Annotated in this window: 8 protein-coding genes and 3 rRNA genes; all 11 read right to left on the bottom strand. The window is 29.5% G+C overall.

The genetic code is table 11. From position 1 onward, the window contains the following. Position 1 precedes the first annotated feature (1 nt). The 11 genes from SSDC_RS00665 to nuoI all read right to left on the bottom strand — a co-directional run bounded on the left by SSDC_RS00665 (position 2) and on the right by nuoI (position 13,783). On the bottom strand, positions 2–1,282 hold the full coding sequence (locus SSDC_RS00665; protein ID WP_020915396.1) for a beta-ketoacyl synthase N-terminal-like domain-containing protein: 1,281 nt from the start codon (positions 1,280–1,282) through the stop codon (positions 2–4). A gap of 9 nt (positions 1,283–1,291) precedes the next feature. After that, entirely contained in the window at positions 1,292–2,083 is a 792-nt protein-coding gene (locus SSDC_RS00660) for an inositol monophosphatase family protein (RefSeq protein ID WP_020915395.1), read from the bottom strand. Between the two features lie 91 nt (positions 2,084–2,174). After that, positions 2,175–2,287, bottom strand: a 5S ribosomal RNA gene (gene rrf / locus SSDC_RS00655). Between the two features lie 69 nt (positions 2,288–2,356). Further along, positions 2,357–5,244: ribosomal RNA gene (locus SSDC_RS00650) — 23S ribosomal RNA — on the bottom strand. Between the two features lie 149 nt (positions 5,245–5,393). Further along, positions 5,394–6,934, bottom strand: a 16S ribosomal RNA gene (locus SSDC_RS00645). Together the 16S, 23S and 5S rRNA genes form the textbook arrangement of a ribosomal RNA operon. A gap of 396 nt (positions 6,935–7,330) precedes the next feature. Then, positions 7,331–8,815 carry an NADH-quinone oxidoreductase subunit N gene (locus tag SSDC_RS00640; RefSeq protein WP_020915394.1) on the bottom strand — a complete coding sequence of 495 codons (1,485 nt, stop codon included), beginning with the start codon at positions 8,813–8,815 and terminating at the stop codon, positions 7,331–7,333. Continuing rightward, positions 8,805–10,307 (bottom strand): complex I subunit 4 family protein, encoded by a 1,503-nt coding sequence (locus tag SSDC_RS00635; RefSeq protein ID WP_020915393.1) that lies wholly within the window; start codon positions 10,305–10,307, stop codon positions 8,805–8,807. Before SSDC_RS00635 ends, SSDC_RS00640 begins: the two co-directional genes overlap by 11 nt. A 15-nt stretch (positions 10,308–10,322) precedes the next feature. Further along, positions 10,323–12,317, bottom strand: a complete 1,995-nt coding sequence (nuoL, locus tag SSDC_RS00630) for an NADH-quinone oxidoreductase subunit L (protein ID WP_020915392.1) — start codon at positions 12,315–12,317, stop codon at positions 10,323–10,325. Between the two features lie 27 nt (positions 12,318–12,344). Next, positions 12,345–12,650, bottom strand: coding sequence for an NADH-quinone oxidoreductase subunit NuoK (gene nuoK, locus SSDC_RS00625; protein WP_180812095.1), 306 nt, complete (start codon positions 12,648–12,650; stop codon positions 12,345–12,347). A 20-nt stretch (positions 12,651–12,670) separates the two neighbouring features. Continuing rightward, positions 12,671–13,273 (bottom strand): NADH-quinone oxidoreductase subunit J, encoded by a 603-nt coding sequence (locus tag SSDC_RS00620; RefSeq protein ID WP_020915390.1) that lies wholly within the window; start codon positions 13,271–13,273, stop codon positions 12,671–12,673. Between the two features lie 21 nt (positions 13,274–13,294). Continuing rightward, positions 13,295–13,783 (bottom strand): NADH-quinone oxidoreductase subunit NuoI, encoded by a 489-nt coding sequence (nuoI, locus tag SSDC_RS00615; RefSeq protein ID WP_020915389.1) that lies wholly within the window; start codon positions 13,781–13,783, stop codon positions 13,295–13,297. Positions 13,784–13,807: the final 24 nt, after the last annotated feature.

The raw sequence follows: 13,807 nt of genomic DNA, 5'->3' as shown, positions 1-13,807 counted from the left end.
TTTATTTTTTACATAAAATAATACTACTATTAATACCACTAAATCCAAAAGAATTACTCATTACATTATTAATATTTATAGATATAGATTTTTTTCCAGAAAAATTTGCTTGATTATCAATTGGAGACTCTAGATTTAAATTAGGATGAATAAATTTTTTTCTCATTTGAATTACAGATGCAATTATTTCTACTATACCCGAAGAATATAAACAATGACCAGTTAAACTTTTTGTGGAATTCAACAAAAGTTTTGAAAAATGATTTTTATATACTTCTTTAATTGCAGATATTTCTATTTTATCTCCTAAAGGAGAACTACTACCATGTGTATTTAAATAATCTATCATATTTTTTTTTAATCCACTTTGCTTTAAAACAGAATTCATTACACTAATTTCATTGTTTAAATTTGGTTCTGGAGATGCTGTTGCATGTAAATTAATAACCCCACCTAATAAACGAGCTAAATATGATTTATTAAGAATTTTTATATTTTTGTTACCTTCTATTAACAGTGCAGCTGATGCTTGTCCATAAATAAATCCTTCAGCTAATTTATCAAAAGGTCTGCAAGTTTTTTTTGGAAAATTATAAAAATTTTTTCCTCCCATTGCCCCGATTGCGTGAAATGCCTGAATCTCCATTGGAGAAAGATCTGTCATGGCACTAATAATTAAACAAGCATCAACAATATTATTTTGAATTAAACGCATTCCATGTATAATTCCAATATTTCCTGATGCTGATGCTCCACCAATTATAAAACCTTCTCCACGAATATTAAATATTTCACTCATTATACCAATTTGATTGCTATCCATAAATTGGATAGCATAACGAGGAGAAAGATATTCTGGTTTTTTTAAGAATTCTGGGTATAATGAGTATTGATAATTTTGAGTTGTATTATGTCCTGCTATAATTAATCCTATACGTTCTGGTAAAATTTTATATTTTTTTTTATGTAACTTTGAATTATACCAAGCTTGTAATGCAGCAATTATAGATGTTTGTATGAATAATGGAGATTTTTGTGCAATATGTAAAATAAATTCCTTCTTTTTTTCTGAAAGATCAGTAATTTTATTTAATGAATTTTTAAAATTAAAATTATTTATCTTTGCAATAATATTTTTAGAAAAATTAGATTGAGTATTATTAATTTCATAATCAATACCAGATTTTCCTTTTATTAATGAATTTGAAAATGATGCTATATCAAATCCAATTGATGATACAATTCCCATTCCAGATATATATATATTTGATTTTTCGAACATAAAAATTTTTTAATTTTTATTTAAATTTATTAATGAAATAATTTGTGAAAATATTTTTTGATTTCCAGCAACTATATCACCAGTATATAAGTAATTTTTTTCACCTTTAAAATTACTAATAATTCCTCCTGATTCAATTATTAATAAAGAACCAGCCGCAATATTCCATGGTTTTAATCCTTTTTCAAAAAAACCATCTAATTTTCCAGAAGCAACATAAGCTAAATTAAGAGAAGAAGTTCCTATATTTCTTAAATTTTTGCATTTAGTAATTATTTGAAATATTTTTGCATATTCTTCGGAATTTATGTTATTTTTAAATGAAAAATCAGTACCAATTAATGCGTCATTAATTTTATTTCTTTTATTAACACGAATACGTTTTTCATTTAGATAGGCACCACAACCTTTAATTGCAGTAAATAAATCATTTCTAATTGGATCATAAATTACTGAATGAGTAATTTGTTTTTTTTGCTTTAAGGCTATTGATATACAATATTGAGGAAAATTATGAGAAAAATTTGTGATATTATCAAGAGGATCTATTATCCAAATATTTTCATTTTCAAAATTAGTTAAATAATTTGATTTTTTTATTAAAAAAGCATAAGAAGGATAAGTATTAAATAAAATTTTAGTAATAATTTTTTCGGATGCTTTGTTAATATTAAAAACAAAATTTTCGTATTTTTTTTCTTCAAATCTAAGATTTTCTAATTCAAGTGATCCTCTATTAATGATTAGAGCACTTTTTCGTGCAGCCTTAATAGCTGTATTAATAATTGGATAATTATACATAATATTTTTACTTTTTTATATATTTAAAAATAATATGTCTTTTATTTTAGTTTTAAAAGCTCAAAATTTTGAGCTTTTAAAACTTTAAAAATCCTGACGATAACCTACTTTCACACTGGTTTCAGCACTATCATCGGCGCAAAATCGTTTCACTGTCCTGTTCGGGATGGAAAGGAGTGGTACCAATTTGCTATTGTCATCAGGCATAAAATTAAATATCTTAAATTTAAGATATTTAATTTTATGCATTATTTCTAAAAACTCTAATGTTATAGGGACAAGTCTCACGGGCAATTAGTATCAGTTAGCTCAATACATTACTGTACTTCCACATCTGACCTATCAACGTTCTAGTCTTGAACGACCCTTCAGGGGAATTTAAATCCCGGGAAATCTTATCTTAAGGCAAGCTTCCCGCTTAGATGCTTTCAGCGGTTATCTCTTCCGAACTTAGCTACTCGGCTATGCCACTGGCGTGACAACCGATGCACCAGAGGTTCGTCCACTCCGGTCCTCTCGTACTAGGAGCAGCTCCTTTCAAATTTCCATCGCCCACGGCAGATAGGGACCAAACTGTCTCACGACGTTTTAAACCCAGCTCACGTACCACTTTAAATGGCGAACAGCCATACCCTTGGGACCTACTACAGCCCCAGGATGTGATGAGCCGACATCGAGGTGCCAAACTCCTCCGTCGATATGAACTCTTGGGAGGAATCAGCCTGTTATCCCCAGAGTACCTTTTATTCGTTGAGCGATAGCCCTTCCATACAGAACTATCGGATCACTATGTCCTACTTTCGTATCTGCTCGACTTGTCAGTCTCGCAGTTAAGCACGCTTATGCCATTGCACTATTAGTACGATTTCCGACCGTACTTAGCGTACCTTAGAACTCCTCCGTTACTCTTTAGGAGGAGACCGCCCCAGTCAAACTGCCCACCATACATTGTCCCCAAACCGGATAACGGTTTAAGGTTAGAATTTCAAACAAACCAGGGTGGTATTTCAAGGATGACTCCATATAAGCTTGCGCTTATACTTCATAGTCTCCCACCTATCCTACACAGTTTTATTCAAAATTCAATATAAAGTTACAGTAAAGGTTCATGGGGTCTTTCCGTCTAGCCGCGGGTAGTTTGCATCATCACAAACATTTCAATTTCACTGAGTCTCGAGAGGAGACAGTGTGGCCATCGTTACTCCATTCGTGCAGGTCGGAACTTACCCGACAAGGAATTTCGCTACCTTAGGACCGTTATAGTTACGGCCGCCGTTTACTGGGACTTCAATCAAGAGCTTGCACTCCATCATTTAATCTTCCAGCACCGGGCAGGAGTCACACCATATACGTCCATTTTCATGTTTGCATAGTGCTGTGTTTTTATTAAACAGTCGCAGCCACCATTTTATTGCAACCTTTTCATCCTTCTAGTGTTAAACTAGTCAAATAATAAGGTGTACCTTATTCCGAAGTTACGGTACAAATTTGCCGAGTTCCTTCTCTCGAGTTCTCTCAAGCGCCTTAGAATATTCATCTCGCCCACCTGTGTCGGTTTATAGTACGGTCTTTTTAGACTTAAGCTTAGAGGCTTTTCTTGGAACTACTTCCGATTGCTTTATGAAAAAATATCACTTGATCCATACCCTTGAATTATGTTACCGGATTTTCCTAATAACCTTCTACAATATAGATACCAGGACTTCCAACACCTGGACAATCTTTAATAATTCGTCCCCCCTTCGCACCTAAAATAGGTAAAGGAATATTAACCTTATTCCCATCGACTACGCATTTCTGCCTCACCTTAGGGGCCGACTAACCCTGCTCCGATTAACGTTGAACAGGAAACCTTAGGCTTACGGCGTGAAGGTTTTTCACCTTCATTATCGTTACTCATGTCAGCATTCGCACTTCTGATATCTCCAGTATTTTTTACAAAATACCTTCGCAGATTTACAGAACGCTCTCCTACCATATCAACTAAATTGATATCCGCAGCTTCGGTGATTGGCTTAGCCCCGTTACATTTTCCGCGCAGGACGACTTGATCAGTGAGCTATTACGCTTTCTTTAAAAGATGGCTGCTTCTAAGCCAACTTCCTGACTGTCTTAGCCTTCCCACTTCGTTTTCCACTTAGCCAATCTTAGGGACCTTAGCTGGCGGTCTGGGTTGTTTCCCTCTTGACGTCGGACGTTAGCACCCGGCGTCTGTCTCCTAAGCTAATACTCATTGGTATTCGTAGTTTGCAATGGTTTAGTAAGTCATGATAACCCCCTAGCCATAACAGTGCTCTACCCCCAATGGTAATACTTAAGGCACTACCTAAATAGTTTTCGGAGAGAACCAGCTATTTCCAAGTTTGTTTGGCCTTTCACCCCTACTCACAGCTCATCCCCTAATTTTTCAACATTAGTGGGTTCGATCCTCCAGTACGTGTTACCGCACCTTCAATCTGGCCATAAGTAGATCACTTGGTTTCGGGTCTATATCCAGAGACTAATTCGCCCTGTTCGGACTCGATTTCTCTGCGCCTCCCCTATTTTCGGTTAAGCTTGCCACTGAATATAAGTCGCTGACCCATTATACAAAAGGTACGCAGTCACAGAATAAATCTGCTCCTACTGTTTGTATGCACATGGTTTCAGAATCTATTTCACTCCCCTCCCGGGGTTCTTTTCACCTTTCCCTCACGGTACTAATTCACTATCGGTCGATTACGAGTATTTAGCTTTGGAGGATGGTCCCCCCTTATTCAGACAAGATTACACGTGTCTCGTCTTACTTTTTTGCAAACTTAGTTCCATATTATAAATTTAATATAATGGGCTATCACCTTCTATGGCAGCTCTTTCCATAGCTTTCTACTATTAATAATATTAAATTTTGCAAGCTTCTCCCATTTCGCTCGCCACTACTTTGGGAATCTCTGTTGATTTCTTTTCCTATAGCTACTTAAATGTTTTAGTTCGCTACGTTAGCTTTACATATTTATATATTCAATATGTAATATCTTTATAAATAAAGATGGGTTTTCCCATTCGGAAATCTGCGGATCAAAGCAAGTCTGCCCAGCTCACCGCAGCTTATCGCAAGCTACTACGTCCTTCATCGCCTGTAATCGCCAAGGCATTCACCATGTGCACTTATTTACTTGTCCCTATAACATTAGATTCTTTTTAAAATAATTTAAAATAAAAAGAATATTATTTTTAAATTTTTAAAGAGCATAAAAATTAATAATTTTTATTTATTAAATTTTATTAAAACCGATAAATGTGAGCGCCTAATTTTCGATGCATATTCTAGAAAGGAGGTGATCCAGCCGCACCTTCCGATACGGCTACCTTGTTACGACTTCACCCCAGTCACAAACCTTACCGTGGTAAGCGCCCTCCTTTCGGTTAAGCTACTCACTTCTGGTAAAACCTGCTTCCATGGTGTGACGGGCGGTGTGTACAAGACCCGGGAACGTATTCACCGCGACATGCTGATCCGCGATTACTAGCGATTCCGACTTCATGGAGTCGAGTTGCAGACTCCAATCCGGACTACGATGCACTTTTTGGGATTAGCTCCTCTTTGCAGATTGGCGACCCTCTGTATGCACCATTGTATGACGTGTGAAGCCCTACCCATAAAGGCCATGAGGACTTGACGTCATCCCCACCTTCCTCCGGCTTGTCACCGGCAGTTTCATTAGAGTGCTCTTTCGTAGCAACTAATAATAAGGGTTGCGCTCGTTGCGGAACTTAACCCAACATCTCACGACACGAGCTGACGACAGCCATGCAGCACCTGTGTTTAGATTCTTTTGCAAGCACCTATAAATCTCTTTATAGTTTCTAACATGTCAAGGGTAGGTAAGGTTTTTCGCGTTGCATCGAATTAATCCACATCATCCACCGCTTGTGCGGGTCCCCGTCAATTCCTTTGAGTTTTAATCTTGCGACCGTACTCCCCAGGCGGTCTACTTCACGCGTTAGCTACGTTACTAAATCAATTAAGATCCAACAACTAGTAGACATCGTTTACGGCGTGGACTACCAGGGTATCTAATCCTGTTTGCTCCCCACGCTTTCGTACATGAGCGTCAGTGTTATCCCAGGAGACTGCCTTCGCCATCGGTATTCCTCCACATATCTACGCATTTCACTGCTACATGTGGAATTCTATCTCCCTCTGACACACTCTAGCTTTGCAGTCACAAATGCAATTCCAAGGTTGAGCCCAGGCATTTCACATCTGTCTTACAAAACCGCCTACGTACGCTTTACGCCCAATAATTCCGATTAACGCTCGCACCCTACGTATTACCGCGGCTGCTGGCACGTAGTTAGCCGGTGCTTATTCTTCAGGTACCGTCATTAAATTAATGTATTATATTAATTCGTTTCTTTCCTGATAAAAGAGCTTTACAACCCTAAGGCCTTCTTCACTCACGCGGCATTGCTGGATCAGGCTTTCGCCCATTGTCCAAAATTCCCCACTGCTGCCTCCCGTAGGAGTCTGGGCCGTGTCTCAGTCCCAGTGTGGCTGATCATCCTCTCAGACCAGCTACTGATCGCGGTCTTGGTAGGCTTTTACCCCACCAACTAACTAATCAGATATCGGCCGCTCCAAAAGCATAAGGTTTTTAAAAATACTAAAAATCCCCTATTTTCATCGTTAGATTTGTATGCGGTATTAGCTAATTTTTCAACTAGTTATCCCCCACTTAAGGGTACGTTCCGATATATTACTCACCCGTTCGCCACTCGTCAGCAGATAAATCTCTGTTACCGTTCGACTTGCATGTGTAAAGCATGCCGCCAGCGTTCAATCTGAGCTAGGATCAAACTCTTCTAATTCAAAATTAAAAATAAATTATTTTTAATTTTTGCTAATTTAATTTAATTAGCATGTAATACACAAACTTAAAAACGATTTTATTAAAACTTTTACGTTTCAATTTAAATCGTTACATCTGAATTAGACGCCCACATTTATCGATTCTTCAATTTTTAAAGAGCTTGCTATAATAAATATAATATATATAGCATAAAAACTTAACTTTCTAATAAATTATTATTTTATATAAATTTTATATATTTTGTCAATTAAATTTATAAAAATTTTATAAATTTAATTATAATTAATTTTATACAATTACTATTAATTAAGTACCTATTAATTCTTTATGTGTATTTTATTAGATAATTTAACTAAATTTAGTTCTAATATGAAATATTAAATTTTTTAAAATTTTATATAAATAATTTTTCTGAAAAATTTAATAAAAAATTTGGATACAAACCAAAAATTAATAAAAGAAACGCATTAATACTAAGTAATATCTTTATATTAAGATTAATTGATAATTTTGTTTTTTCAATAGCATTTTTAAAATACATTAATTTAATAATTCGTATATAATAAAATGTACCAATTAGTGAGCACATAATAATTAATAATAATAACCAAATTTTTTGAGTTTCGAATATTTTTTCAAAAATAAAAAATTTGGCGTAGAAACCAATAGTAGGTGGAAATCCTGCTAATGAAAACATAAAAATCATCATAATTAAAGCGCACCATGGATTTCTTTGATGTAATCCTATAAAAATATCTAATTCATCAGTTTTATTACAAGTATTATTTTTTAATAAAATTATTACACCAAAAGCACCTAATATAGCAAATATATAAGTAATGATATAAAATAAACCTGAATCACATGAATTAAATATAATTAGATTATTATGTGATGTTTTAATAGATATTATAGAAAATAACATAAGCCCCATATGCGCAATACTAGAATAAGCTATCATACGCTTAAAATTATATTGTGTAATTGCAGAAACATTTCCTATAATTAAAGAAAAAATTGCTAATATTAGTAATATTTTTTGCCAATTAATTACTAATGGTAATAAACATTTAATTAATAAACGATATATTATTACAAATAATGATAATTTTGGAGTAGTACTAAGTAAAAGAGTAATAATAATTGATGCTCCTTGATATACATCTGGAACCCACATATGAAAAGGTGATATACCTAATTTAAAACTTAAACCTACTATAATTAATAGCAAACTAAGTGCTAAAACACTGCAGTTAATATTATTTAATTTAATAACATTAAATATAGATTGTAATTCAAGCGTTCCTGTTATTCCGTATAATATAGAAATTCCATATAACATAAAACCAGATGATAATATTCCTAATATAAAATATTTAATAGCAGCTTCTGATGAAAATATATTATTTTTTTGAGAAGCAATTAACACACATAAGGTTAATGACATTAATTCTAGACCAAGATAAATACTTAATAAATTATTACCTGAGATCATAATCATTTGACCTAATACTGAAAATAATATCAGCAAGTAAAATTCATTATTAAATAATGTAATATTTTTTTTTATTAAAAATAATCGAGAATAAATTAAAACTAATGATATGATTACATACAGTATTAATTTTGTTAATGAGGACAATGGATCCAATATAAACATATTATTAAAAGAATAAATTTTAAAACCATTAAAATTTATTAAACTTAAAATAAAACAAATAAACAAAATTAATAAAGAAGAAAAATAGGTAAAAGTACTTTTATTGTTAGGTAAAAATATATTAATAAATAAAATTATAGAAGTAGAAATAAATAAAAATACTTCCGGATAATAAGTTAATATATTATTAAAGTGGAAAAAATTTAAATTATTTATCATTATTATAATTAATTTTTGATATAACAATATGTTTTAGTAAATCAGAAATTGATATTTTCATTGAATTAACTATTGGTTTAGGATATAAACCAATAAAAATTATTAAAATCATAAATAATCCTAATATTAAAAATTCTCGTTTATTAATATTAATTAATTTTATTATTTTATTATTAGTAATTGTACCAAATATTATATTCTTTGATAAGCATAAAGAATATGCTGCGCTAAATATAAGCGCAGTAGAAGTTAATACTCCTATCCAAAAATTAAACTTTACTGCACTTAAAATTATCATAAATTCACCAATAAAACCAGAGGTTCCTGGTAAACTACAATTAGCTAATGAAAATATAATAAAAAATACAGAAAAATGTGGTATAACATTTATTATTCCTCCAAAATTAGAAATTAATCTAGTTTTCATTTGATTATATAAAAAACCAATTGATATAAACATTGCGCTAGATATAAGGGAATGTGAAATCATTTGTATAATCGCGCCTTGTATGCTAATTTTAGTTAACATAAAGATACCCAAAGTAACAAATCCCATATGTGCGATTGATGAATATGCAATTAATTTTTTTATATCAATTTGTACCATAGCTATTAAACTAATATAAATTATTGAAATTAAGGATAAAGTAATTATTAAGTTAGAAAAATAATAACTTGCATCTGGAAAAATAGGTAAAGAAAACCTAAGTAAACCATAGCAACCTAATTTTAACATAATTGCAGCCAAAATGACCGAGCCTTCTGTTGGAGCTTCAACGTGAGCATCTGGTAACCATGTATGCATTGGCCATATTGGTATTTTAATAGCGAATGCAATAAAAAAAGTAATAAATAACCAAATTTGTTCAATTTTAGTAATAGATAATTGATGCCAACTTAAAATATTAAATGATTTATTTGAAATATAATATAAATATATCATTGATATTAACATTAAAAGTGAACCCATCAATGTATATAAAAAAAATTTAATTGCAGCATATGAACGATTACTACCACCCCAAGTACCAATAATAATAAATATTGGAATAAGTGTTGCTTCAAAAAATATATAAAACAACATTCCATCTAATGCGCAAAATGCACCAATTATTAACCCAGATAAAATAAGAAAAGCACTCATGTATTCTGCTAATTTTTTTTTAATATCTAAGCTAATTAATATAATTATTAGTGTAATAAACGCAGTTAAAGGTATAAACCACAATGATAAACCATCAATACCAAGAAAATAATAAATATTAAAATAATCAATCCATATTTTTTTTTCTATAAATTGAATTCCATGAAATTGAATATTAAAATATTTAAATAAAGAAAGAGTTATAAAAAAATTAAATAATGCAGAAATTAATGATACAATACGTATTAATTTTAAATTTTTATTACGAAAAATTGTTAAAATTAATAAACCGCATATAATTGGAGTCCAAATAGAAATACTAAGAATTGGAAAAGTTGATAATAACATTATTAAATAATTTAATTATTTATTAATTGAAAATGGTATAAAATATATAAGAAAACCTAAAAAAGTAATAATTACTGTAAATATATAATGATAAAGATAACCAGATTGAAAAAACTTAATATATTTAGAAGTTTTAATAATAATTTTTGCAATATTATTAATAATTAATTCATCAATTAAAAATTTATCAATAAAATTCCATAAAAAATTTCCAAATAAATATGTATATTTAATAAATATTAATTCATTGATTTTGTTAATATAATATTGATTCTTCATTAATATATAAAACCAGCAAAAATATCTTTTTATAATAATACGTACTTTTGGATTTACTATATATAAATAGTATGCGCATATAAAACCAAAAATTGATAACCATAATATTGGACTATTTATAGATTGAAAAACCATTTTTAATGGAGATTGATATTCATTTCGCAATTTTTCTAATGAATAATGCGCTTGATTAATAATAATAATATTTTTAAAAAAAGATTGAAACAAAAAATTTTTTATAGAAAAAAAACCTATTAATATAGATGGTATTGATAATATAATTAATGAAAAAAGTATTGAAAATGACGATTCATTAGGTTTTTTATCTATAGGAAAATTTTTTATATTTTTAAAATTTTCTTTACCAAAAAATATTAAAAAATACATTCTAAAGGAATAAAAAGAAGTAATAAATACACTAATTAATAGCAAAAAATAAGCAAATTTGGATCCAGTTATTTGACTAAAATAAGTAGCATTAATAATACTGTCTTTTGAATAAAAACCGGAAAAAAATGGAGCCCCAACTAGTGATAGTAAACCAATTAGTGATGTAATACAAGTAATTGGCATATATTTATAAAGCCCCCCCATATTGCGAATATCTTGATTATGCTTCATATTTATAATAATAGAACCGGCCGATAAAAATAATAAAGCTTTAAAAAATGCATGTGTCATTAAGTGAAATATACTAACTGTATATGCTGATACTCCTAATCCAACTGTCATATAGCCTAATTGAGATAAAGTAGAATACGCAATAATACGTTTAATGTCATTTTGAATAATACCTAATAAACCCATAAAAAAAGCAGTAATCGCTCCAATAAATAAAATTATTGATAATGCAGTATTTGATAACTCAAATAAAGGAGACATTCTTGTTATCATAAAAATACCTGCAGTTACCATAGTTGCCGCGTGAATTAATGCAGATGCTGGAGTTGGTCCTTCCATAGAATCTGGTAACCAAGTATGCAATGGAAATTGAGCTGATTTAGCCATAGCTCCTATAAATAAACAAATACAAATTATGGTAATTAACATGCAATTCGTGTTAGGTAAATTTAAATATGCTATATTTATACTACACGAAAATATTTTGATATAATTCATGCTACCAATATAATTAAACAAAAGACAGATTCCAAGAATTAATCCAATATCACCTATTCTATTAATTAAAAAAGCTTTTAAATTTGCAGTAATTGCTAATGGTTTATCATACCAAAAACCAATTAGTAAATATGATGCCATTCCAACTATTTCCCACCCCAAAAACAATTGAAAAAGATTATTACTCATTACCAGTAAAAGCATAGAAAATGTAAAAAAAGAAATATATGAAAAAAAACGATTATAACCAGAATCTTTTTTCATATAATAAGTAGAATATATATGAACTATTAATGATATAAAGGTTATTATACACATCATTAGCACTGTAAGATAATCTATTAAAAAACCAATTTCTAATTTTATATTATAAAAAGTTAATAAAGTATATAAATTGTAATTATAAATAAAATTATTAATTATTAATTTATTAAAAGTAATAATTGAACACAAAAAAGCTATTAATATACTAAATATTGTTATTGAATGAGATGTTTTACGCCCAATAAGATTATTAAAAAACTTTGTGCCAAATAAACCAGTAATTATAGACCCAACTAATGTAACTATAAGAGGAGATAGAAAAAAAATTGGATTAAGTGGTTTAATCATTAACATTCCTATTATATATTATTAAAATTAATCTTTAAGATTTTTAAAAAAATTTATATTAATAGTTTTAAAATGACGAAAAAGTGTTATTAAAATAGCAAAACCTATTGCTGATTCTGCTGCAGCCATAGTCAGAATAAAAAATACAAAAATCATTCCATCTGAATTGTTATGATAACATGAAAAAGCAATTAAATTTGTATTAATAGCTAATAACATTATCTCTATTTCCATTAAAAAAATTATAACATTTTCGCGATTCATAAGAATACCAATAATAGAGATTGTAAATAATATAGCGCTTAAAACAAAATAATGCATAAGAGAAAAAATCATATATTACCTTTATATAATTACTTTTCAGATTTCATTTTGATAACACGAACTCGATCGCTAGACTGAACTTTAATTGCGTCTGAAGAAGAGTAGTATTTTCTATCCTTTCGAGAACGTAATGTAAGTATAGTAACAGAAATTGTTGTTGCTAGCAAAATTACAGAGGCAACTTCAAATATATATATATATTTACTATAAATTAAGAGACCAAGTTCTTTTACAGAACCAATAGAATTTGAAATTATTAATATTTTTTTTTTATAAAAATTATTAATTAAAAATCCATTAAGTAATATTTTTATCATTTTAAATGCCATTAAAAAACCTAATATTACTGTTAATATTAAAAAGTTTAATAAATTTTTACTATTTTTATGAATATTTAAATCTAACATCATGATTATAAATAAAAATAATATCATGATAGCGCCAACATAAATTAGTATTAATATAAGAGATAAAAATTCAGCATTTAAGAGAGCCCATAAACCAGCAGAAGAAAAAAAAGAAAGAATTAAAAATAATGCAGAATGCACTGTATTTTTAACAATTCCAATACATAGTGAAGATATTATTGTTATTATACTTAATATGTAAAATAAAATACTTTGAAATTCCATAATTTTTTATTTTTAGTTTAATTAACGATATAATGAATCTAGAGTTTTTGTTTTTGAAATTTCTTTTTCATATTTATCACCGATTTTTAATAACATTTCTTTTGTGTAATATAAGTCATTACGTTTTTCCCCATAATATTCTATAATATGTGTTTCAACAATTGAATCAACTGGACAAGATTCTTCACATAATCCACAAAAAATGCATTTAGTTAAATCAATGTCATAACGTTTAGTTCGCCTTGATCCATCAAATCGTTCTTCAGATTCAATTGTAATAGCCATAGAAGGACAAATTGTTTCACATAATTTACAAGCAATACAACGTTCCTCTCCATTCGGATAACGACGTAATGCATGTAATCCACGAAAACGTGGCGATTGGGGTGTTTTTTCTTCTGGATATTGAATCGTAATTTTTTTTGAAAATAAGTAACGTCCAGTTAATATCAATCCTTTAATTAATTCAATTAACATTATACTTTTTAAAAAATTTTTAATTTTTTTCATTTCATTTATACAATTTATAAAAAT

This window comes from Candidatus Profftella armatura (assembly GCF_000441555.1).
Classification (GTDB): Bacteria; Pseudomonadota; Gammaproteobacteria; order Burkholderiales; family Burkholderiaceae; genus Profftella; species Profftella armatura.
Note: the sequence above shows the minus strand (reverse complement) of the source record. Positions and strands in the feature narration are given on the sequence as shown.

What these genes read in the sequence shown, in the direction of transcription:
- nuoL (WP_020915392.1), bottom strand. Translation starts at nt 12,317, where the DNA reads ATGATTAAACCACTTAATCCAATTTTTTTTCTATCTCCTCTTATAGTT.
- SSDC_RS00660 (WP_020915395.1), bottom strand. Translation starts at nt 2,083, where the DNA reads ATGTATAATTATCCAATTATTAATACAGCTATTAAGGCTGCACGAAAA.
- nuoI (WP_020915389.1), bottom strand. Translation starts at nt 13,783, where the DNA reads ATGAAAAAAATTAAAAATTTTTTAAAAAGTATAATGTTAATTGAATTA.
- SSDC_RS00635 (WP_020915393.1), bottom strand. Translation starts at nt 10,307, where the DNA reads ATGTTATTATCAACTTTTCCAATTCTTAGTATTTCTATTTGGACTCCA.
- SSDC_RS00640 (WP_020915394.1), bottom strand. Translation starts at nt 8,815, where the DNA reads ATGATAAATAATTTAAATTTTTTCCACTTTAATAATATATTAACTTAT.
- SSDC_RS00665 (WP_020915396.1), bottom strand. Translation starts at nt 1,282, where the DNA reads ATGTTCGAAAAATCAAATATATATATATCTGGAATGGGAATTGTATCA.
- SSDC_RS00620 (WP_020915390.1), bottom strand. Translation starts at nt 13,273, where the DNA reads ATGGAATTTCAAAGTATTTTATTTTACATATTAAGTATAATAACAATA.